Genomic DNA, 21,567 nt, shown 5'->3' with positions numbered 1-21,567 from the left:
TGTGGGTGACATGTTCCGCTGCGTTATGGGGGAGATAGGGGAGGTCTGTTTCCGGGCCCGGAGCCGGCACGCCCTGAATTCCCCGAACCGGTCATTGGGAGAACCTCGGTGGAGAACACGGAATCCGTACGCAGCTGTCCGTTCGACTATGCCCAGCAACTGGAGTTCGACCCGCAGCTTCGGGAGCTGCTGACCGAAGCGCCGGTGTCCCGCATCCGTATGGCGTACGGAGAGGGCGAAGCCTGGCTCGTCACCCGCTACGAGGACGTCCGGACGGTCACCACCGACCGGCGCTTCAGCCGCAGCGCCGTCACGGGCCGCGACTTTCCGCGGATGACCCCGGAACCCATCGTCCAGGCGGAATCCATCAACCTGATGGACCCGCCCGACAGCAGCCGCCTGCGGAGCCTGGTGGCCAAGAGCTTCACCCCCCGCCGCGTGGAGCACATGCGCCACCGGACCCAGCGCATCGTGGACCAGCTGCTCCAGGACATGGAGGACAGCGGGTCCCCGGCCGACTTCGTGGCCCGGGTGTCCGCTCCGCTGCCGCTGATCACCATCTGCGAGGCGCTCGACATCCCCGAAGCGGACCGCCCCTGGCTCCGCGCCCACGCCCTGACCATGATGAACACCGGCGCCGCGGGCAAGGACGCCGCGGTACGCGCCAAGGCCGAACTGCGTGCCTACTTCAGCGAACTGACGGCCGACCGGCGCCGCTCGCCCGGCGAGGACCTCATCAGCACGCTCGCCACGGCCAGGGACGGCGCCGAACTGCTCGACGACAACGAACTGGCCGTCATGGCCATGGTGCTGCTCATCACGGGCCAGGACACCACGACGTACCAACTCGGCAATATCGCCTACACACTGCTCACCAAACCCGCGCTCCTGGAATCGCTGCGGGCGGCCCCCGAGCAACTGCCCCGGACCCTGGAGGAGCTGCTGCGGTACATCCCCTTCCGCAAGGGCGTCGGCATCCCGCGGATCGCCACCGAGGACGTGGAGCTCAGCGGCGTCGCCATCCGGGCCGGTGACGTGGTCCACGTCTCCTATCTCACGGCCAACCGGGACGCCAGGAAGTTCGAACGCCCCGACGAGCTGGACCCGGACCGGCCGTCCATCCCGCACATGACGTTCGGCTGGGGTGCGCACCACTGCCTGGGCGCGCCGCTCGCCACGATGGAACTGGAAGTGGCCTTCTCGTCGCTGCTGACCCGTTTCCCGGCCCTGAGCCTCGACGTACCGCCCGAGGACGTCCAATGGAACACGACCTCCATCTGGCGTTATCCGCTCGCCCTGCCCGTCACGTGGTGACGAGAGCCTCCGCTCCAGAGAACGAGGAGAACCCATGGCGACTCTGTGCCGACCGGCCATCGCTGTGCCCGAACACGTCATCACGATGCAGCAGACCCTGGACCTGGCCCGGGAGACACACGCCGACCACCCCCAGCGCGGCCTCGTCCTGCGGCTCATCCAGAACACCGGAGTGCAGACCCGGCACCTCGTCCAGCCGATCGAGGAGACCCTGAGGCACCCCGGGTTCGAGGTGCGCAACAAGCTGTACGAGGCGGAGGCGAAGGCCCGTGTCCCCGAAGTCGTCCGGCAGGCCCTGGCGAACGCCGAACTGGAGGCCGCGGAGGTCGACCTGATCGTCTATGTGTCCTGCACGGGCTTCATGATGCCCTCGCTGACCGCATGGCTGATCAACTCGATGGGCTTCCGCTCCGAGACCCGGCAGCTCCCCATCGCCCAGCTCGGCTGCGCCGCGGGCGGCGCGGCCATCAACCGGGCGCACGACTTCTGTCTCGCCTACCCGCGGGCCAATGTGCTCATCGTGTCCTGCGAGTTCTGCTCGCTCTGCTACCAGCCGACCGACATCGGGGTCGGCTCGCTGCTCTCCAACGGACTGTTCGGGGACGCGGTTTCGGCAGCCGTGGTCCGTGGGCAGGGCGGCACCGGCATGTACCTGGAACGCAACGGTTCCCATCTGGTGCCCGACACCGAGGACTGGATCTCCTACGCGGTACGCGACACGGGATTCCACTTCCTGCTCGACAAACGGGTGCCCGGCACCATGGAGATGCTCGCACCGGTACTCAAGGATCTGGTCGACCGGCATGGCTGGACGGTTCCGGCCATGGACTTCTTCATCGTGCACGCGGGCGGTCCGCGCATTCTCGATGACCTCTGCCACTACCTGAACCTGCCGCCGGAGATGTTCCGCTTCAGCAGGGCCACGCTCACCGAACGAGGCAATATCGCCAGCTCGGTCGTCTTCGACGCGCTCGCGAGGCTGTTCGAGGACGGTTGTCCGGCGGAATCCGCGCAGGGCCTGATCGCCGGATTCGGACCCGGCATCACGGCAGAGGTGGCGGTCGGCCGCTGGGCCGTCCACGGGGAACAGGTCCGGGAGCACGGCGACCGTACGGACCGGGAGCTCACCGAGAGCGTTGCGCTGTCCGGCTGATCCCGCTAAGGCATCCCCGGGGTGGGGACGAAGGAACTGGTGTTCGCACTTCGCGGATCTGCCTCTTCCCCGCACGATCCCCCCACCCCGAGGAGAACGTATGCGCCTGCGCGCCCGCTGGGCACCAGCCGCTCTGCTGCTGATCGTCCCCCTGATCGGCACCACCACCCAGGCCACGGCCGACACCGGATCGAGCGGTGTCGCGGTGCGGCAGTCCGCCCGCGCCGTCCCCGACCAGTACATCGTCACCCTTCGGCCCGAGGTGTCGCCGGACACCGTCCTGCGGCAGTTCGGGCTCCGCGCGATGTACACCTACGGACGCGTCGCGCGCGGCTTCGCCGCCACGCTCACTCCCACGCAGCTCGACCAGGTACGGGCCTTCCCCGGCGTCCGGTCCGTCGAGGAGAACGGCGAGGTCGCCGTCGTCCCCACGGCGTCGAAGAGGGAAACCACCGGCCCCCGGGCCGCGGCCGCGTCCTGGGGGCAGGACCGGATCGACCAGCGACAGCTGCCGCTGGACCAGTCCTTCATCACGACCGCCACGGGCAACGGCGTGACGGTGTACGTCGTCGACACCGGGATCGACGCCGGGCACAGCGAGTTCGGCGGGCGGGTGGTCAACGGATTCGACGCCATCGACGACGGCCGCGGCGGTCAGGACTGCAACGGCCACGGCACCCATGTGGCGGGCACGGTCGGCGGGGCGACATACGGCGTGGCCACGTCCGTCTCGCTCGTCAATGTGCGGGTGCTCGACTGCGAGGGCAGGGGCACCTGGGCCGGGATCCTCGCCGGATTCGACTGGGTGGTCGAGGACGCCAGGAACTCCGGCCGTCCCGCCGTGCTGAACTCCTCGCTCGGCGGGGCGAAGTCGCAGGCCGTCGACGACGGGATCAACGCCGTCGCGGAGGCGGGCGTGCTGCCCGTCGTCGCGGCCGGCAACGACAACATCGACGCGTGCGACATCTCCCCGGCGGGTGCCGAACGCGTGGTCACCGTGGGAGCGAGCGACAACCTCGACCGGCAGACCTCGTTCAGCAACTGGGGCGCATGCCTCTCGCTGTACGCCCCCGGCCAGGGCATCGTCTCCGCCAGGCTCGGCGGCGGCTCCGTCGCCCTCGACGGCACCTCCATGGCCAGCCCGCACGTGGCCGGTGTCGCCGCCCTGCACAGGGAGGCGGACCCGGCGGCGAGTCCCGCGACCCTCGCGAGCCGGCTGGCCGACGAGTCGACCCCGGACGCCCTGTCCTATCTGAGTCCCGGCTCGCCCGACCGGCTGCTGTACACCGGCGGACTCTGACGGTCCGGTCCGCGCCGCGGGTCCTGCGGCGGATGCCCGGGTCGGATCCCGACCCGGGCGGCGTACCGCAGGATCGCGGGGCAGCGGGGGCTGCGGCACAGTGGGGCGTATGGATGACCTCAACGCCCTCGCCGACGAGCACCTGGCCGCCGCCCGCGTCGCCGCGCACGGGCGCAGCGCCCACCTCCTGCTCCAGCAGCCTCCGCTGCGCCAGACGGTGATCGCCTTGACCTCGGGGACGGCGCTGGACGAGCACAACGCGCCGCCCGCCGCCTCCCTCCAGGTGCTGCGCGGCTCGGTCCGGCTGACGGCGGGCTCCGGCGACGTGGAGCTGACCACCGGGGCGCTGCACCCGATCCCGCAGGAGCGGCACGGCCTGCTGGCCCTGACGGACGCGGTGGTCCTGCTGACGGCGGTCAACGACTGACGGCGTCGGCGAGCGGCGGCCTCGGCGAGCTGCGGCGGTCGATGACCAGCCGCTGCCCACCGCCGGAAGCGGGGCCGCGGCTGACGGACCTCACCGACCGACGGAGGCCGGACCACGGGACCGGTGTGCATCGGCCCGGACGAGGCATGAGAGAAAGGTGCAGCCGGGGGCGTCCGAGGAACGGGCGAAGGATCCCGGCCCGCCGCACCTGCCCACGCCCCCGGAGTACGAGCTTGTCCAGCCGGACCGCCACACCCGCCGTCGAACGCACGCCCCGCACCACCGGGGTGCGGCGCCGCTGGTTCAGCGCCCTGCGCCGCACGCCCGTCGCACTGTGGAACGACGACATCTCCGACTGGGCGGCCGCCCTGACGTACTACGCCATCCTCGCCCTGCTCCCGGCCCTGCTCGTCACCGTCTCCGTGATCGGTCTGGCGAATCCCGGGGCCACGAACGCGCTGATCGCCGACATCACCGCCTTCGCGCCCGCGGAATCCGGGGCCGCGCTCCGCCAGCCACTGGAGGCGGCCACCCACGAGCGCACCGCCGTCTGGCTGCTCGTCGCGACCGGGACCGTCAGCGCCGTATGGTCCGCGTGCAGCTACCTGGCCGTCTTCCGCAGGGCGCTGCACGCCATGCACCACGTCCAGGACACCCGGCCGGCGCTGCGCAAGGCCCACATCATCGTCGCTTCGGCCGTCGGGCTTCTGGTGCTGCTGATGGCCAGCGCCTTCGCTCTCGTACTCACCGGGCCGCTGGCCCGCTGGCTCGGACACCGGATGGGGCTGGCCCATGCCGGCGAGACCCTGTGGGCGGTCCTCAAATGGCCCGTACTGCTCTGCCTCGTCGCCTGTCTGATCCTGGTCCTCTTCCGCACCGGTCCACCATCGGCCCGGGGGAGGAGCCAGGGGCTGCCCGGTGGCGTCCTGGCCGCGTTCCTCTGGCTCGTCGCCTCGGCGGGATTCGCGCTGTACGCGACCCACATCGGCAGCTACAGCCGGCTGTACGGTTCGCTCGCGGGCCTGGTCGTCTTCCTGATCTGGGTCTGGTTCACCAATCTCGCCCTGCTGGCCGGGGCGCAGTTCAACGTGGAACTGGCCCGGCCCGCCCGCGAAGCCTCCGGCACGGACGCCTCGGACTGAAGCGCCAGGCGCCGGGCCCGGCCCCCGGGCGGGAGGCCGGGCCGGGAACGCTCAACGGGCCCGGACCCGCTCCAGTACCCACAGCGCCGTGCTCATGGCGGCCAGCGAGGCGCCCAGGACGCACACGCCCGACCAGCCCGCAGCGGCCCACACCACCGCGGCCAGGGACGCGCCCACCGCGCCGCCGACGAAGAACAGCGTCATGAAGGCGGAGTTGATCCGGTTGCGGGCCTCCGGGCGGAGCGCGTAGATCACGTTCTGACTGCTGTTCAGGCCCGCCTGCTGGGCGATGTTGAGCACGATCACCCCGGTCGCCAGCCACCACAGCGAGGTCTCGCCCGCGAGCAGCGGCAGCCAGGCGAGTGTCAGGAGGATTCCCGCGGCGCCCGACACCGCCTGGACATGGCCGCGGTCGCCCAGCCGGGCCGCGAAGTTCATGCCCATCACGCCGATGACGCCCAGCAGTCCGAAGAATCCGATGGCGGCCGCGGTCCAGTCGTAGGGCTGCCGGGTGAGCAGAAAGGTCAGCGCGGTCAGCTGCACGCTGTACGAAGCCATGGAGAAGGCGCCGATGGCGGACCGTGAGCGCAGCAGGGGTTCCTCGCGCAGCAGGGCGAGCGTGGAGCGGAGCAGCGAGCCGTACGTGGTCGGCGCCGCACCGTTCGCCACGGGCAGCCGGGGCAGCTTGCGGTGGAGCAGAACGGCCATGACCGCCATGAGCAGGGCGTTCACCCAGTAGACGGTCCGCCATCCGCCGAGTTCGGACAGGGCACCCGCGGCCATGCGCCCCACCAGGCCGCCGAGCAGCACCCCGGACATCACGACGCCGACGACCCGGCCCCGGGCCTCCGGGGCGGCCAGGGTGGCCGCGAAGGGGACGACGACCTGGGCGCCGACCGAGGTGAGGGCGACGAGGGCCGTCCCCGCGAGGAGGAGCGGGCCGGAGGGGGCGGCGGCCGTCAGCAGCAGGAACAGCGCCGTCGCGGCGAACAGCCCCACCGCCAGTCGTCTGCGCTCGGTGATGTCGCCGAGCGGTACCAGCAGGATCAGGCCCAGCGCGTAGCCGGCCTGGGCGGCCGCCACGATCAGTCCGGCCAGGGTGACGCCGATGTGCAGGTCCTGGGTGATCAGGTCCAGGAGGGGCTGTGCGAAGTAGTTGCCCGCCGCCGACAGCCCGGCCGCCAGCGCCATCAACAGGATCAGACCGCGTCCCAGGGAGGCCGACGAGGCGGCGGGGAGCGCCGAGCCCTGGTGCGGTGTGCGGGTGGTGTGCGAGGAGTGAGCCATACGCACCAGCGTCGCGCCGTACCCATCGATCAGTCCAACACATGTTTTTCATTCCAGCGATCGTGATTCACGATGGCTGGATGGAACTGCAGCAGATGCGCTACGTCGTCGCGGTCGCGGAGACGAGGAACTTCACCCGGGCCGCGAAACAGTGCCTGGTCGTCCAGTCCGCACTCAGCCACCAGGTCGCCCGGCTGGAGAAGGAGCTCGGCGCCCGGCTCTTCGACCGGTCCAGCCGCCATGTGCGGCTCACCGCGGCCGGGGAGGCGTTCCTGCCCGCCGCCCGGCAGGCCCTGGACGCGGCGGAGCGGGCCCGTGCCGAGGTGGCCGCCGCGGCCGGTGAGGTCAGCGGGCGTCTCGCGATCGGGGCCATTCCCACGGTCACCGCGGTCGACGTCCCGGGTGCGCTGGGGGAGTTCCACCGCCGCCATCCCAAGGTGCGGATCGTGCTGCGCGACGGGGCGAGCAAGGACCTGGTGGAGGGTGTCCGGACGGGCGCTCTCGACCTGGCCTTCCTCGGGGTCCTGCCGGACTACCGGCCCAAGGGCGTCAGCGACCATGAGCTGGCCCGGGGCGAACTGGCCGCGATCACGGCCGCCGATCACCCGCTGGCGGACGAGGACGAGGTGGATCTGGAGCGGCTGGCACGGGAGACGTTCGTCGACTTCCCCGACGGCACGGCGGCGCGGGCGCAGTCGGAGGAGGCGTTCACCGCGATGGGACTCGTCCGGGACGTCGCCTACGAGGTCACGGGCGCCGACTTCATCGCCCGGCTGGTCCGCAAGGGGCTCGGGGTGGCGCTCCTGCCCACCGCGTTCGCCGATGAGGTGCCGGGGGTGCGGGTGCTGCGGGTGCGCGATGCTCCGGGGCGGGTGGAGCGCCTCGTCTGGAGCCGGTTCCGCCCGACCCCGGCCGCCTCGGCGTTCCTGGCCGGCCTGGGCCTCGGGCCGTGGAGCACGGACGCCACGGACGCGGGTGGCTGAACGGGGTGCCGTCGGCGACGGTCAGGGGCCTTGGACGGCTGCTGGTGCCGGGCGGCGTCGGGCCGGTCGTGATGCGGCCCCGTCCGCGCCACGGGTCAGCTCCGGCCGCGGTATCCGGCGACGACGGGCAGGGTCTCGCGCAGGGCGCGGGCGCTGTCGTTGAACGTGTCGCCCAGACTGCGGCCACGCCAGCGGCCCTTTGCGCTGGAGAACCGGCTGATCCGTTTGCAGTGGTCACCGCACGAGGACCGGTACGCCATGATCGTGTAGTACTCGCGGTCCTCGGTGACCCAGCCGGTGTTGTACGGGCGGACCGGGCTCACATCCATCGAGCCGTCCGCGTTGTCCTCGATGGTGCCCCGGTCATGGGCGAGGCCCAGATTGTGCCCGATCTCGTGGCTCACCGAATCCAGGGCGATGCCGTCGACGTCGACGACCGAATAGGCGTACTCGTCCGAGGAACTGTCGAGCGCCGACGCGTAGTCGGCGGTGCCGCCGCCGCGCTCCGGCTGGTCCACCACGAGGGTCACCAGATCGGCCCCGTACCTGGCGCGCCGCTCGTGGACCTCCCGGCCCAGGCGCGAGCCGGTGTGGTCCTTGAGGCTGCGGTGGGCGGCGTGGAACTGCTCCGAACCGTCGTACGCCCTATCGGTGTACGGGCGGACCATCCTGATGGCTCCGCAGACCCCGCTCTCGCGCAGGGAGCGGTTCATCCGGGTGGCGATCTGCTGAGCCGACGCGGGGACCCGGTAAGTTCCGCCCACGCGCGCGGCGGCCTTCGGGGTGTAGACCGCGAGCACGTCGACGACCGGGCAGCGCGCCGAGACATGCCGGGCCGGGATGTCCCTCGAAACCGCGTCATAGGCGGAGGCCGCGGAGAGCGACGCGCCGAGGAGGGCGGCCATGGTGGCCTTCAACGTGGTCGATTTCATGGGGAGTTGTCTCCAACCGGGCGGCCGAGCGGGTGATGACACGGAGTGCCCTATTTCTAACAGCCGGTGACGGGCCCCGCCTGCCGTGTCGGCCCGTGTGGCCGGCGCGGGGGCGGTCCGGCCACACGGCGCGTCATCGTGTTCACGGAATTCCCACGCGGGTACCCGATGCGGGTCCAGGGGGTGCGGTGCCGGGTGGATCGGGTGCAAGTACGTTGAATGTGTGACGAGTTGACGGTCCGTCCTGGAGGCGGAAGGGAGCGGTACGACGATCGGCCCGCGAGGTCCCGGGCTCGCGGATCGGATGAAATGTAAAGAATTGTGAAGGTGTGTCGAAGGAACGGCCGAGCGGTGCGATCGCGTGGCGCGCCACCGCCGCGGTGCCCCGGGGGCGTGCGACAACGGGCGTGCGACAACGGGCGTGAACGTGAGGGCGGGCCGAGGGGTGTGGCGGCGGCGGGCTGGGCAGGTACACCTGTGCGAGTGCGGACGAATGGGCCGGCGGTCGGCGGCAGAGGGGCATGTGTGACGTGACAGTGCAGAGCGAGTGGCGGTTCTCCGACGACCGGGGCCGGCTGTCCACGGCCGCACGGCGCCCTTCCCGGGTGCTCGCGTACGTCCAGGCCGGCGCGACGCTGTGGGACTACGGGATACGGCCGCGGGGGATATTCGGCTCCGACCACGACGGTGCCGGTCCCGACCGGGCCAAGACCGGGACACTCCCGCTGGACGAGGTCGACTACCTCGGCGCGGGCGATGACCTGGACCTGGAGACACTGCTGCGCGACGAGCCGGACCTCGTGGTGGCCGTCAGCTACGGCGGCGGCCATGTCTACGGGCTGGCCCAGGACACCGCCAAGCATCTGGAGGAGAGGGTCCCGGTCGTCGTCCTGGATGTGGGCACGGCCCGGACGTTCGCCGAGATCGGCGACCGGTTCGCCGAGCTGGCCCGCTCCCTCGGTGCCGAGGTCCGGCCGGCGGCGAACGGTGACCTGGAGGCCGCCCGGGATCGGCTGCGCGCGGCCGTGGGCGAGGGGCCCGGCGACGCGGTCCGGGTGGCCGCCCTGTCCCCGGCCGGCGTGGCGCAGGCCCATGTCGCCCGCCCCCGGATGTGGCCCGAGCTGCGGGTGCTCGCCGAGCTCGGCGTACACCTGGTGGAGCCGGCCGAAGGGCCCGGGGCGAACTGGTCCACCGTCGGATGGGACGCGGTGGCGTCCCTGCGGCCACAGGTCGTCCTCACCGACATCCGGTCGAACGCCACCCCGCTCGACGAGCTCCGGGAGAACGCGGACTGGTCCGCCCTGCGGCAGGGCGCGCCCATCGTGCCGTGGAACCCGGAGCCGCTCTACGGCCCCCCTGCCCATGCCCGCTTCCTCGGCCTGGTGACGGACGCGGTCCGCGCCGCGCGCGGAGAGTGAACGGCCTGCCCGCCGTCTGACCCGGCAGGCGAACGTCCCCGGCCGCGAGTGAGGAGGCGTACGGGTCGGGGCGAGGACGTGCCCGGCGCCTGCCGTGCCGGGCTTCCCCGGAGTGCCTGCGCCCCGTAGCTCCCGCTCTGCCGCTGACCACGCGTCGACGGTGAACGCCGCCTGTGCACAAGGCTGTCGGGCCTCGGCCGACATCGCCGACGGCCACGCCGTCGACCTCGGCCGTGCCAGGCACGTCCCTGCCGCCGCGGATCCGCGCCCGCAGCGCCCGGATCGGAGCATTCCGAGCGACCGGCAGGTCGCCGGTGCCACCGACAGGCACCCCACACGCGGCAGGATCGGACGCAATGTGTCCGGAGGCCGAGCCTCCTGCCAGGACACCGTCGTCACGGCATTCCAGGAGCCCCCTCATGTCTCGCATGCTCGACAGTCCCGACCTGCTGGTCATCGGCGAATGCGTGGCCGACGTCGTCCGGCTGCCGGGCGCGGCCGACCAGGTGCACCCGGGCGGCAGTCCGGCGAACGTCGCGTACGGCCTGGCCCGGCTCGGCCGCGCCACCACCCTGCGCACCCAGCTCGGCCCGGACGCCCACGGCCGGCTGATCCGCCGCCACCTGGAGTCCGCCGGGGTGGACGTGCGGACCGACGGGTCGGCCGCACCCACCCCGTCCGCCGCGGTGGCGCTGGACGCCGACGGCCGGGCCACGTACGCCTTCGAGATCACCTGGACCCTCACCCCGGCGGTGGAGGACCGGCCGCCCCACCATGTCCACACCGGCTCGATCGCCGCCGTGATGGAACCCGGCTCGGCCACTGTCCTGGACGCCGTCCGGGCCCTGCGGGCCACCGCGACGGTCAGCTACGACCCGAACGTGCGGCCGGAGCTGATGGGTGATCACGACAGTGCGCTGCGCCGGGTCGAACGCTGCGTCGCGCTGAGCGATGTCGTCAAGGCCAGCGACGAGGACCTGGAATGGCTCTACCCGGGGGAGTGCGCGCAGGAGATCGCGAGACGCTGGCTGGCCCGGGGTCCGGCCGTCGTCCTCGTCACCCGGGGCGGCGACGGCGCCGTGGCCGTACTCCCCGAAGGCCGGGTGACGACGGCCGCACTGCCCACCGAGGTCGTCGACACGGTGGGCGCGGGCGACGCGTTCATGTCGGGCACCCTGCACGCCCTCGCCAGGCACGGACTGCTCGGGGCCGAGGCCCGGCAGCGGCTGCACACCCTCGACCGGGACACCGTCACGGACGTGCTGCGCCACGCGGTGGCCTCCGCCGCCGTGACCGTCGCACGGGCGGGCGCCAGCCCGCCCGACGAGGCGGAACTGCGGGAGGCGCTCGCCCGCACCTGAGACACCATGGTGCCCCGCTCCCCGGGTACGGGAGCGGCGACACCGTCAGGTCCCGATCCGGGACTCACCGGCCGGCCCCTCCCCACCGGTGGCCTCGGGAAACATCTTTAACCCGTTCGGCCCAGTCGAACGCACCCCCACCAGGCATTCCGCCGTTCGTCAACGGGTTGGCACGTTCGACGACGGAATCGGGGCAGTGGGTGGCGAGGGGACAGGCAGTCGACAGCGGTACGGGGCCGGGTGCGCGACGGGGAGTCTTACGGGCCGGCGCACGCACGGCGGTGCTGGAGAGCGTGGCGGGATGGGTGCCCGGGGAGCCGGTGGGCAATGACCAACTGCCCGCCGCCTGGGGGGTGGACGACACCTGGGTGCGGTCACGGACCGGCATCGGCAGCCGTCACCGGGCCGGGCCCGGACTGGCCACCGGCGATGTCGCGTTCGAGGCGGCCGGCCGGCTGCTCGGCAGGTCCCCGGCACCCGGACCGGTGGACGCCCTGGTCCTCGCCACCGCCACCCCCGACCACCTCTGTCCGGGTACCGCGCCCGCCCTGGCCGCACGCCTGGGGCTCGGCACCGTACCGGCGCTCGACATCGCCGCGGTGTGCAGCGGCTTCGTCTACGGACTGGCCGTCTGCCACGGGCTGGTGGCCTCGGGCCTGTACGAGCGGGTGCTGCTCGTGGGCGCCGATGTCTACTCGGCCTGGCTGGACCCGGCGGACCGCTCGGCGGGTGTGGTCTTCGGCGACGGGGCGGGCGCGGCGCTCGTGGCGGCCGGGCGAACCGGAGCCCCCGGCGAGCTGCTCGCCTTCGACCTGGGCAGCGACGGCACCGGGTACGACCTGATCACGGTGCCGGGCGGCGGCGCACGGGCCCGGTCGACGGACCGCCCGGCGGCGGCGGGCGACGAGTTCTTCCGGATGCAGGGCCCCTCCGTGTACCAGCACGCCGTCCAGCGGATGACCGGATCGTGCCGCGAACTGCTCACGCGGGTGGGCTGGGACGCCGCGGAGGTCGACCACTTCGTGCCGCACCAGGCCAACGCGAGGATCCTGCGCGCGGTCGCCGAACGCGTCGGCATCGGGCCGCAGCGCTGTGTCACCCATCTGGAACGGGTGGGCAACACCGGTGCGGCTTCCATTCCCCTGGCCCTGGCGGACGCCGAGGGGCGGGGCCGGTTCAGGGCCGGCGACCGGGTCCTGATCACCGCCTTCGGTGGCGGATTGACCTGGGGTTCCGCGGCACTTCGCTGGCCGGGCGCCCCGCAGACGATTTCTATGGAAGGAACACAGAATGGCGCGGTCCGCTGACAAGGACACCGGCACCGACACCGCTGTCGCGGTGACGGGAGTGGGCCTGGTGACTCCCGCGGGTGCGGACGAGCACAGCTTCTGGGAAGGGCTGTGCTCCGGATACTCCATGGCCCGGCGCTGCGACGAACTCGCCGGTCTGCCCGTCGACTTCGCCTGTTCGGTCGACGGCCTGGACCTGGACGCGGCGGTGGGCGGACGCTCGGTGTGGCGGATGGCCCGGTTCGTGAAGCTGGCCGTGGTCGCCGCCCGGCAGGCGGTCGCGGACGCCGGGTTCGATCCGGCCCGCTGGGACGGCGGCCGGGTGGGCGTGGTGCTGGGTGTCGGGGTCGGGGGCGTATCCGTACTCGTCGACAACGCCGCCCGGCTGGCGGCCGGGGGCCCCGACGCGGTGTCCCCGCTGCTGGTGCCGATGATGATCCCCAACGCGGCCGCCGGAGAGGTCGCCATCGCGCTGAAGGCCCACGGCCCCAGCCTGGCGCCCGTGACGGCGTGCGCCTCGGGAGCCACCGCCATCGCCGTGGCGCGCGATCTGCTGCGCAGCGGCGAGTGCGACGTGGTGGTGGCCGGTGGCTCGGAGTCCGTGCTGACCCCGCTCGTGGTCACCGCCTTCGCCAGGATGGGCGCCCTGTCCACGCGGACCGACGATCCGGCGGGCGCCTCCCGGCCGTTCGCGGCGGACCGGGACGGCTTCGTGATCGGCGAGGGCGCCGCCATGCTCGTCCTGGAACGCGCGGACGAGGCCAGGGCCAGGGGCGGACGTACCCGCGCCCTGCTCACCGGGGCCGGGTCCAGTACGGACGCCCACCACCCCACCGCACCGGAGCCCGGCGGCCGGGGCGCCCAGCGGGCCGTCGAAGCGGCCCTGCGGCAGGCGGGCTGGAAGCCGGGCGATGTCGACCACATCAACGCCCACGGCACCTCCACCCCGCTCAACGACGCCATGGAGACCACCCTCATCTCCCGGCTCTTCCCGCACCGCCCCCCGGTCACCGCGCCCAAGGGCGTCGTCGGACACACCCTGGCGGCGGCGGGCGCGATCGAGGCGGTGGCCACCGTGCTGACCCTGGAGCGGTCCCTCATCCCGCCGATCGCCAACCTGGATTCCCTGCCGGACGCCTTCCCGCTCGACTGCGTGACCAAGGAACCCCGCCACCAGCGGGTCGAGACCGCGGTGAGCCACTCCTTCGGCTTCGGCGGCCACAATGTCGCACTCGCATTCCAGAAGGCCTGACCGGCGCCCATATCCGGGAACGGCGAGGGGTGTCCTCGCCGTTCCTTGATCGTTCTACGTCCGTGACCGTAATGATGAATAGCTCGGCTCCTACGTCGACCACAGATCTGCTGACCCGGGTGCTCTACGGGGAGAACTTCCGCCAGGAGCACGGGTTCTGGCGACGTCTGCTCACCACGGAACCGTTCCGTCGTCCCGCCTCGGGAACCCCCGACGAGCGGCTCGCCCTTTCCTACGACCGCCTGCGCATCCTCAACGAGTCGATCGACAGCGCCGCCCGGCTGGCCGCCGATCCGCGTGCCCTCGCCGCCCTGCACGAGTGGCTCAGCCCGGCCGACCCGTCGCTGGCCACGGTCGCGGGCATCCACTACAACCTGTTCCTCGGCAGCCTCCTCGACCACGACAACGGCAGCCGCCGCGATCTGTCGGAATTCCTCCAACTGCGGCGCACCGGAACCTTCCTGTGTACGGAGGTGGCGCACGGCAACGATGCGCCGGCCGTCGAGACCACGGCGACGTACGACCGTGAACGCGACGGCTTCGTCCTGCACACCCCGCACAGCGGGGCGCAGAAGTTCATGCCCAACACCGGCCCGGCCGGCGGACCCAAGGCCGGGCTGGTGGCCGCCCGGCTGCTGGTCGACGGCACCGACCACGGCGTCTTCCTCTTCCTCGCACCGCTCACCGACGACGTGCGCCCCCTGCCCGGCGTACGGGTGCGGCGGCTGCCCGCCCGGATGGGCAGCCCGGTCGACCACTGCCTGACCTCCTTCGACCGGTTCTTCGTGGGGCGCGATGCCCTGCTGGCCGGTGAGCAGGGCGCGGTCGGCGACCGCGGGGAGTTCACCAGTGAAGTGGCCAACCGCAGGCGCCGGTTCCTCGCCTCCATCGAGCGGGTCGCCCCGGGCAAGATCTCCATGAGTGCCTGCGCGGTCGGATCGGCCCGGGTGACCCTGGCCATCGCCGTCCGTTACGGCGGCCACCGCCTCATCACCGGCTCCCGCGCCTCCCAGCGGGTACCGGTCTACGCCCACCGGACCCACCATGGCCCGCTCGCCGGGGCGATGGCCACGGTCTTCGCCATGAGCCTGCTGCACCGCAGAGCGCTCCAACGGTGGGAGGAGCGCACCGAAGCCGACCGGGACGAGGCGGAGCGCCTGGTCGCCGTGGCCAAGGGATGGATCACCTGGCAGGCCCGTGATGTCATCGTCGAGTGCCGGGAGAGGTGCGGAGCGCAGGGGCTGCTGGAGAACAACGGGATGACCGAGGTGTTCAGCGGCGTGGAGGGAGTGATCACCGCCGAGGGGGACAATGTCGCCATCCACGCCAAGGCGGCCGCCGAGATGATGTTCGGCTTCGCACCGCGGGAGGGGTCCGCCGCCCCCGCGGCCCCGGGCGATCTGGCCGACCCCCGGTTCCTGCGCCGGCTTCTCGCGGCCGTGGAGGAGATCTGCTTCACCCGGGCCCGGGAGCGGATGAGCGCGGCACCGTTCGGTGACTTCCTCGGCCGCTGGAACGCGGCATCCGGACCGGCCCTGCGCGGTGTCGAGGCGTACGCGTACCGGCAGGCGGCCGAGGCGTACGCACACGCCGTGGACGGCCTGCCCGAAGGACCGGCCAGGGACCGACTGGGGGAGCTGCAACGGCTGTTCGCCCTTCAGTGGGTGGACCGTAACAGCGGCGATCTGCTCGCGGCCGGACAGGTGACCGCCGATCAGGTAAAGGAGCTGCCGGGCGCCATCGAGCGGCTGATCGCCGCCGTCGCGGCGCACGCTCCCGAGCTGGTCGATTCGTTCGCTCTGCCGGACGCGCTGCTCGCCGACCGGCCGATCGCGGGGCCGGACTACGCGGATGCCTACGACGACCCCGACGGAGCCTGGCATCGGGGCGAGGACCGGGCGCCGCAGTGCGGGCGGGAGAACCGGTCCGCGCGCCTGCGCGTCCGCGACCGTATCCGCCGCCGGTCGGTGCGCGAAAGCGTGGGGGCGGTCGGCGTCGGCGGCGTTCTGCTGGCGTACTGGGGAACGACATCCGTGTTGTCCCGGTGGCTGGAGAAGCCGCAGGTGAGCGTAGACGAATCGGTTCGCCGGAAGGCGTAACCGGAAGGCCTGCATCCAGTTACTTCGGCGGTGGGTAGATGCGTTCAACTACCCGCCGTTCGAGGTACATGCCGATGAGAGGTAGACAGTGAACACCGCGAAGACCGTGACGGCCGCGAGGACGACGAACACGATTCACCCGAAGATCACCGAGGTCCTGGCCGGGACCTTCAAGGTGCCCGACTCCGAGATCTTCCCGGAGTCGACGATGGACAGCCTGGAGATGGACTCCCTGGCGGTCGCCGAGTTCGCCGTCATCATCAAGGAGACGCTGGGCGTCGACGCCGACTCGGACACGCTCTACAAGGACGCCACACTCACCGACATCTCGGAGTTCATCCGCGCGGCCGTCGACGGTGCGGTGCCGGTGAGCTGCGCCCGATGAACAAGCCCGCCATCGCCGTCACCGGCCTGGGAATGATCACCCCGGCCGGCAACGACACCGACACCACCTGGGACGGCGTCTGCGCCGGGGTCTCACTCGCCCGCACCGTCCCGGAGCTCGAAGGCTGCGCGGTCGACTTCGCCTGCACGGTCTCGGGCATCGATCTGGACGCCGCGGTCGGCGGCCGTACCGCGTTCCGCATGGGCAGGTACGTCAAGTTCGCCGTCCTGGCCGCACGGGAAGCGGTCGCCGACGCCGGACTGGACCCCGCCGACTGGGACGGGACCCGGGTGGCCGTGGTCGTCGGCACCAGCAGCGGAGGCTCCGCCGGACTGACCGAACAGGCCGTCGCACTGGACCGGCGCGGACCCGCGGCCACCTCACCCGCGGGCATCCTCCTGACGATCCCGAACATGCCCGCGGCGGAGATCGCCATCCAGATGCGGGCGCACGGCCCCAGTCTGGCGCCGTGCACGGCCTGTTCGTCCGGAGTCACCGCGCTCTCCGTGGCCCGGGACCTGCTGGCCACCGGGCAGTGCGACATCGCGATCGCCGGAGCCACCGAGTCGATCGTGTTCCCGGTGGCCATGACCGGCTTCGCCCGCTCGGGAGCCGCAGCGCTCCGGGACGGCGACCCGTCCAGGCTCTGCCGGCCGTTCGCGGCGGACCGGGCCGGACTCGTGATGGGCGAGGGCGCCGCCATCATGGTGTTGGAACGGGCCGAGGACGCCCACGCCAGGGGCACGACCCCCAGGGCGCTGCTCGCGGGCACCGGCGCCACGACGGACGCCCACCATCCCACCAGCCCGCATCCCTCCGGCACCATCGCCCGAGCAGCCGTCGACGCCGCACTGCGGGATGCCGGATGGCGCGCCGAAGACGTCGACCACGTCAACGCGCACGGCACTTCCACAGCGCTGAACGACGCCACCGAAGCCGCCCTCATCAGCCGGGCCTACCCGCACCGGCCGCCCGTCACCGCCCCCAAGGGCGTACTGGGGCACTGCATGGGGGCAGCCGGTGCCATCGAGGCGGGGCTGACGATCCTCACGCTTCAGCACGGTGTCGTACCGCCGATCGCCAACCTGGACGCCCCGGCGCCCGAGTTCGACATCGACTGCGTCACCAAGCTCCCGCTGCGGCTGCCCGTACGGCGGGCCGTCAGCCACTCCTTCGGCTTCGGCGGCCACAACGCCGTGGTCGCTCTCCAGCGTCCGTAGCCGACGGAGACACTTTCGGGCCGGTGCGGCGGGACGACCTCCCAGCCGCACCGGCCGCAACGCACCGGCCGCACAGGCACTGGCCGCACACGCACCGGCCGCCATCGCGCAGCCCCTCTTCGCGCAGCCCTTCTTCGCGCGGGCCGCAACGCGTCAGCCGCCGTCGCGGAGACCGCAACGCACTGCCACCGGGACCCGGCACAGCGCGCGATCCTGGCCATCGCCGTCCGTTACGGCGGCCACCGCCTCATCACCGGCTCCCGCGCCTCCCAGCGGGTACCGGTCTACGCCCACCGGACCCACCACGGCCCGCTCGCCGGGGCGATGGCCACAGTCCTCGCCATGAGCCTGCTGCACCGCAGAGCGCTCCAACGGTGGGAGGGGCGCCGGGGGCCTGTGGGCCGAACGCGTCAGCCGGGAGGCGGGCGGTCGGCTCATCCTCGACGGGGTCAGCATCACGCCGCCGCCCGGCGCCACCGTCGCACTGCTCGGCCCCAACGGGTCCGGCAAGTCCACCCTGTAGCGGGTCCTCGCGGGCGTCCTCGCTCCGGGCAGCGGCACCGTCACGCTGGACGGCCGCCCGCTCGGCGACATCGGCCGCCGCACCGTGGCCCGGCGCGTGGCCGTGGTCGACCAGCACGCGGCCACCCAGGTCGAACTCAGCGTGCTGGACGTCGTACGCCTCGGGCGCATCCCGCACCGCCGCGCCTGGTCCGCCCCGGACCGGGCCGACGAGGAGGCCGTACGCGAAGCGCTGGGGCGCACCGGACTGGCCGACCGCGCCGGACAGTTCTGGCACACCCTGTCCGGCGGTAAGCGCCAGTGGGTCCAGATCGCCCGCGCCCTGGCCCAGCAGCCGCGCGAACTCCTCTGGACGAGCCGACGAACCACCTCGACATCCAGCACCAGCTGGAGCTGGAGGCCCTGGTCGCCTCGCTGCCGGTCACCAGCGTGATCGCGCTGCACGACCTCAACCTCGCCGCGATGTTCTGCGACCGGATCACGGTGCTGAAGGCGGGCCGGTTGGTCGCGGCCGGCACCCCGGCCGAGGTGATCACCGCAGAGCTCGTCGAGGACGTCTACCGGGTACGGGCGGTCGTCACCCCCGAAGGCCCGGACGGGCGGCCGTCGGTCCGCTTCCTGCCGGGGCGTGGGCCGACCGACGCGCGGTAGCGACACCGACGTACCGGGCAGGAGCGCCGCGGCGGAAAGCCCGGTCCACATCGCGTCGGACGGGCTGCGACAACAGCCCGTCCGGCGATCGGAACCATGGGAGCGGCCCTCGGCCGCGGTGTGCGGGGGTCAGTGCCGGCGTCCCTGGCCGAACTCGCCGCCCATGTCCTTGCCCGTGCCCATGTCCTTGCCGTCCGCGTAGTCGATCTTCTCCTTGCGGACCTCGGCGGAGACCTCCTTCTGCTCGGTGACCTTGTTGGTCTCCAGGCGGACGCGCTCCACCGGGACGGCCTCCTTGCGGACGGTGGCGCGTTCGGCGTGCAGCGTCACCTCCATGTCCTGCTCACCGATGTTCGTCGTCCCGGTCGACTTCTCGCCCGGACGCAGCGGCTCGCGGACCACCCGTACCTCTTCGTGGGACACCGGCACGGTGCGGGTGACGTTCTCCGTCACGACGTACTTGTGCAGACGGGCCCTTCCACTCTCGTACTCCTCCGTGCCGACGTGCAGCTGCTCCTCGGAACGGATCATCTCCTCCTTGCCACCGAGACCGGTGGCGGACCGTTCGGCCCCGGCTCCGGCTCCGGCGAGCGGACGTGCCGTCGCGGAGGTGTCCATGTCGCGGTGCTTGCCCATGCCGGTACCCGCTCCTGCCATGCCCGTGGTCGTGCCGGTGCCCGTGGTGGTGCGGCCCGTCGAGGCCACGCCGCGTGTCCCGGCGCCCGCGGCGCCGGCGGCGCCCGCCGCACCGGTTTTGGCGGCCTTCGGCGTACCGGCCCCGGCACGCCCCTTGTCACCGATGGCGCCGGCCTTTCTGGTCAGCCCGTAGTGCCGGTAGAGCTCTTCCTCCTCCGAGACGGACAGGTGCGCGTCCGCGTCCACCCTCGGGGCGTCCTTGACGCTGTCCTTCGGATACGAGACGTGCAGGTCGGAGCCCACTCGACGGGCTCCGGCGAGCGGTACGAAGCTCTCCTTCATGCCGAACAGCCCGGTCTTGACCGTGACCCAGTCGGGCCTGCCGGTGTCGTCATCGACATACACCCGGCCCACACTGCCGACCTTCTCGCCCTCGTTGTCGTAGACGGTCAGACCGTCCAGCTCTCCGGAATCCGTGAAACCGTCAGCGGCTCCCATAACCGATTCCTCCTCGCCCGGACATGCCCTGTGGGGGGATCCACCAGGTGAGGCGCGTCCGACTTCCATCGCGCCTCACCCGGATGGACGCTGCAACTTCCCGGCTGGTGGGGCCGGCACGCCGAAGCCCCGGTCATGGCGCCAGGCCCCGTGCGACGCGGCCGCGATCCGGCCGCTCCGGTTAGGCCGATCGGGTGAGGTCGGACGGTGCGGGCGTGGGGGTCGAGAGCGCGTCATCCGTGCGGAACGGCCGGATCACGTGGTATCGGGGATCGGACAAACTGCCCATGGGTGAGGCGATCGCGGCCTCTCCTAGTATCGACGCGAGCCTTCAAGGGCCATCCCGCAGCCGTCCGTCGTTCTGCCGTTCCCACCCGGGGGTACCTCATCCGATCCGCCGACACACCTCTGCCCGGACAGCGCGGAGCCCTGCTGTCCCGGCGGGAGGACGGACAGGACCTGCACCACCTGGTGTGGCGGCTGGGGCCGGGCGTACGGGTGTGCAGCAGCGCCGTACTCGGCGGTGGCATCGGACCCCGCGCCTGGATCCTCAACGCACAGGTACCCGGTGGCTATCCCCGCCTGGACCCCGAGCGCCACCTCGCCGAGATCGCCGCCGCGGAAGGGCTCATGGGACCGGGCGCCGGGCTGATGACGGCGGCCGACGTCACCGCTCACACCGTGGCCGCCGACGAGGGCGTGACGGCCACCGTCACCTGCGGGCTCGGCGTGCGGGGCTGGGCCGCGGCCCCGGCCGAAGCCACCGCCGGAGCGCCGCTCCCCGGCACCGTCAACATCGTCGTCACCGTACCCGCCGCCCTGTCCGACGCCGCCCTGGTCAACGCCGTCGCCACCGCCACCGAAGCCAAGGTCCAGGCGCTCCTGGACGCCGGTCTCGACTGCTCGGGCACCCCGACGGACGCCGTGTGCGTCGCGGCCCCCGACCCGGGGCCCGACGGTGGCGAACCCTTCGCCGGGCCGCGCTCGCCATGGGGGTCCCGCATCGCCAGGGCCGTGCACGCCGCCGTGCTGGCGAGTGCGCGGACCGCTCCCTGAGGCTCAGGCGCCGGACGGGGGCGTCGGCGCGATCCGCTCCGTGGCGCCGCCGAAGGCCAGCACCAGGGTGCGCGAGGCGAGCAGCCAGACCCCGTCGGCCTTGCGGAACGTGTCCTCGTAGTGGCCGACATTCGCCGGCAGCCGCGGGGCGGGCAGCGAGTCCCCGGCACCGTCGACCCGGAAGGTCGCGAAGTACGTCGTCGACGAGGCCGTGGTGGGCGAGTCGACGGTCACCAGGATGTTCGTGCACATCCGACGCGAGTGCCGGTCCGCGGGCCGGGAGCCGAAGTAGGACCGCAGCGCCTCCCGCCCCTCGACACGGCGCCCGCCCACGGGCCACTCCCACCGGCCGTCCGGGGTGAACAGGTCGGCGACCGTGGGCGGATCGCCGAGGTCGAGCCTGCGGACGAACTCGACGACGAGCCGTTCGCAGGCCCGCTCGGCCATCAGCTGTTCCATCGGGTCGAGTGGGTGCGAGTCAGTGATCATGCCGGTTTCTACCAGCCGCCCGGGCGGGGCCGCGCGCTCTTTTCCCGGCCGCGCGCCCTTCCCGCCGGTCGTACGCCATGCCCCCGGCCGTACGACCGGGGACATGGACGTACGGCTGTCACCGGGTCAGACGACCGGCGGACATGGGCGTAC

18 protein-coding genes and 1 pseudogene are annotated in these 21,567 nt (G+C 72.4%); 15 read left to right on the top strand and 4 right to left on the bottom strand.

What is annotated here, in order from left to right; translation table 11 throughout:
* The first annotated feature begins 93 nt into the window (after positions 1–93).
* From A6A29_RS40755 to A6A29_RS40735, 5 genes are all read left to right on the top strand, one after another.
* Positions 94–1,314: a cytochrome P450 gene (locus A6A29_RS40755; protein ID WP_073728807.1), complete on the top strand. Its 1,221-nt coding sequence runs from the start codon at positions 94–96 to the stop codon at positions 1,312–1,314.
* Entirely contained in the window at positions 1,286–2,467 is a 1,182-nt protein-coding gene (locus A6A29_RS40750; RefSeq protein ID WP_274535861.1) for a type III polyketide synthase, read from the top strand. The genes A6A29_RS40755 and A6A29_RS40750 overlap by 29 nt, the downstream gene beginning before the upstream one ends.
* A 100-nt stretch (positions 2,468–2,567) precedes the next feature.
* Positions 2,568–3,767, top strand: a complete 1,200-nt coding sequence (locus A6A29_RS40745) for a S8 family peptidase (RefSeq protein ID WP_073728805.1) — start codon at positions 2,568–2,570, stop codon at positions 3,765–3,767.
* A 109-nt stretch (positions 3,768–3,876) separates the two neighbouring features.
* On the top strand, positions 3,877–4,194 hold the full coding sequence (locus A6A29_RS40740; RefSeq protein WP_073728803.1) for a cupin: 318 nt from the start codon (positions 3,877–3,879) through the stop codon (positions 4,192–4,194).
* Positions 4,195–4,427: 233 nt separating this feature from the next.
* Positions 4,428–5,336: a YihY/virulence factor BrkB family protein gene (locus tag A6A29_RS40735; RefSeq protein ID WP_073728801.1), complete on the top strand. Its 909-nt coding sequence runs from the start codon at positions 4,428–4,430 to the stop codon at positions 5,334–5,336.
* Positions 5,337–5,387: 51 nt separating this feature from the next.
* Here A6A29_RS40735 and A6A29_RS40730 read toward each other — a convergent pair whose 3' ends face one another.
* A complete protein-coding gene (locus tag A6A29_RS40730) occupies positions 5,388–6,623 on the bottom strand; it encodes an MFS transporter (protein WP_241838835.1) in 1,236 nt (411 codons plus the stop codon).
* A gap of 80 nt (positions 6,624–6,703) precedes the next feature.
* Between A6A29_RS40730 and A6A29_RS40725 the strand changes: the two genes are divergently transcribed.
* Positions 6,704–7,606, top strand: coding sequence for a LysR family transcriptional regulator (locus A6A29_RS40725; protein WP_073728799.1), 903 nt, complete (start codon positions 6,704–6,706; stop codon positions 7,604–7,606).
* 95 nt (positions 7,607–7,701) lie between these two features.
* Here A6A29_RS40725 and A6A29_RS40720 read toward each other — a convergent pair whose 3' ends face one another.
* A complete protein-coding gene (locus A6A29_RS40720) occupies positions 7,702–8,538 on the bottom strand; it encodes a M12 family metallo-peptidase (RefSeq protein ID WP_073728797.1) in 837 nt (278 codons plus the stop codon).
* A 530-nt stretch (positions 8,539–9,068) separates the two neighbouring features.
* On the opposite strand from A6A29_RS40720, the gene A6A29_RS40715 reads away from it, so the two are divergent.
* The 8 genes and pseudogenes from A6A29_RS40715 (at position 9,069) to A6A29_RS40680 (ending at position 18,735) form a co-directional block, all read left to right on the top strand.
* A complete protein-coding gene (locus tag A6A29_RS40715) occupies positions 9,069–9,956 on the top strand; it encodes an ABC transporter substrate-binding protein (protein ID WP_073728912.1) in 888 nt (295 codons plus the stop codon).
* 428 nt (positions 9,957–10,384) lie between these two features.
* Entirely contained in the window at positions 10,385–11,317 is a 933-nt protein-coding gene (locus A6A29_RS40710; protein ID WP_073728795.1) for a carbohydrate kinase family protein, read from the top strand.
* Between the two features lie 281 nt (positions 11,318–11,598).
* On the top strand, positions 11,599–12,624 hold the full coding sequence (locus A6A29_RS40705; RefSeq protein WP_073728793.1) for a beta-ketoacyl-ACP synthase 3: 1,026 nt from the start codon (positions 11,599–11,601) through the stop codon (positions 12,622–12,624).
* Positions 12,608–13,858 carry a beta-ketoacyl-[acyl-carrier-protein] synthase family protein gene (locus tag A6A29_RS40700; protein WP_073728791.1) on the top strand — a complete coding sequence of 417 codons (1,251 nt, stop codon included), beginning with the start codon at positions 12,608–12,610 and terminating at the stop codon, positions 13,856–13,858. Before A6A29_RS40705 ends, A6A29_RS40700 begins: the two co-directional genes overlap by 17 nt.
* Before the next feature lie 71 nt (positions 13,859–13,929).
* Complete coding sequence (locus A6A29_RS40695; protein WP_241838848.1) at positions 13,930–15,957, top strand: acyl-CoA dehydrogenase family protein; 2,028 nt, start codon at positions 13,930–13,932, stop codon at positions 15,955–15,957.
* Between the two features lie 88 nt (positions 15,958–16,045).
* The gene (locus A6A29_RS40690) at positions 16,046–16,342 is read left to right on the top strand and encodes an acyl carrier protein (RefSeq protein WP_241838834.1); all 297 of its coding nucleotides are present in this window, start codon (positions 16,046–16,048) and stop codon (positions 16,340–16,342) included.
* Positions 16,339–17,562, top strand: a complete 1,224-nt coding sequence (locus tag A6A29_RS40685; RefSeq protein WP_073728787.1) for a beta-ketoacyl-[acyl-carrier-protein] synthase family protein — start codon at positions 16,339–16,341, stop codon at positions 17,560–17,562. Before A6A29_RS40690 ends, A6A29_RS40685 begins: the two co-directional genes overlap by 4 nt.
* A gap of 394 nt (positions 17,563–17,956) precedes the next feature.
* Positions 17,957–18,735: pseudogene (locus A6A29_RS40680) on the top strand (ABC transporter ATP-binding protein).
* Between the two features lie 129 nt (positions 18,736–18,864).
* Here A6A29_RS40680 and A6A29_RS40675 read toward each other — a convergent pair.
* Positions 18,865–19,869 (bottom strand): PRC and DUF2382 domain-containing protein, encoded by a 1,005-nt coding sequence (locus tag A6A29_RS40675; RefSeq protein WP_073728785.1) that lies wholly within the window; start codon positions 19,867–19,869, stop codon positions 18,865–18,867.
* Positions 19,870–20,340: 471 nt separating this feature from the next.
* On the opposite strand from A6A29_RS40675, the gene A6A29_RS40670 reads away from it, so the two are divergent.
* Positions 20,341–20,925 carry an adenosylcobinamide amidohydrolase gene (locus tag A6A29_RS40670; RefSeq protein ID WP_073728783.1) on the top strand — a complete coding sequence of 195 codons (585 nt, stop codon included), beginning with the start codon at positions 20,341–20,343 and terminating at the stop codon, positions 20,923–20,925.
* A gap of 3 nt (positions 20,926–20,928) precedes the next feature.
* Here the strand turns inward: A6A29_RS40670 and A6A29_RS40665 are convergent, their stop codons facing one another.
* Positions 20,929–21,414 (bottom strand): nuclear transport factor 2 family protein, encoded by a 486-nt coding sequence (locus A6A29_RS40665; protein WP_073728781.1) that lies wholly within the window; start codon positions 21,412–21,414, stop codon positions 20,929–20,931.
* Positions 21,415–21,567: the final 153 nt, after the last annotated feature.

This window comes from Streptomyces sp. TSRI0281 (assembly GCF_001905125.1).
Classification (GTDB): domain Bacteria; phylum Actinomycetota; class Actinomycetes; order Streptomycetales; family Streptomycetaceae; genus Streptomyces.
This window is presented reverse-complemented; position numbering and strand designations above follow the sequence as displayed.

Excerpts from the sequence above, each read along its gene's own strand:
- A6A29_RS40745 (WP_073728805.1), top strand. The coding sequence starts at position 2,568 with ATGCGCCTGCGCGCCCGCTGGGCACCAGCCGCTCTGCTGCTGATCGTC.
- A6A29_RS40740 (WP_073728803.1), top strand. The coding sequence starts at position 3,877 with ATGGATGACCTCAACGCCCTCGCCGACGAGCACCTGGCCGCCGCCCGC.
- A6A29_RS40730 (WP_241838835.1), bottom strand. The coding sequence starts at position 6,623 with ATGGCTCACTCCTCGCACACCACCCGCACACCGCACCAGGGCTCGGCG.
- A6A29_RS40725 (WP_073728799.1), top strand. The coding sequence starts at position 6,704 with ATGGAACTGCAGCAGATGCGCTACGTCGTCGCGGTCGCGGAGACGAGG.
- A6A29_RS40720 (WP_073728797.1), bottom strand. The coding sequence starts at position 8,538 with ATGAAATCGACCACGTTGAAGGCCACCATGGCCGCCCTCCTCGGCGCG.
- A6A29_RS40710 (WP_073728795.1), top strand. The coding sequence starts at position 10,385 with ATGCTCGACAGTCCCGACCTGCTGGTCATCGGCGAATGCGTGGCCGAC.
- A6A29_RS40700 (WP_073728791.1), top strand. The coding sequence starts at position 12,608 with ATGGCGCGGTCCGCTGACAAGGACACCGGCACCGACACCGCTGTCGCG.
- A6A29_RS40695 (WP_241838848.1), top strand. The coding sequence starts at position 13,930 with ATGATGAATAGCTCGGCTCCTACGTCGACCACAGATCTGCTGACCCGG.
- A6A29_RS40685 (WP_073728787.1), top strand. The coding sequence starts at position 16,339 with ATGAACAAGCCCGCCATCGCCGTCACCGGCCTGGGAATGATCACCCCG.
- A6A29_RS40675 (WP_073728785.1), bottom strand. The coding sequence starts at position 19,869 with ATGGGAGCCGCTGACGGTTTCACGGATTCCGGAGAGCTGGACGGTCTG.
- A6A29_RS40665 (WP_073728781.1), bottom strand. The coding sequence starts at position 21,414 with ATGATCACTGACTCGCACCCACTCGACCCGATGGAACAGCTGATGGCC.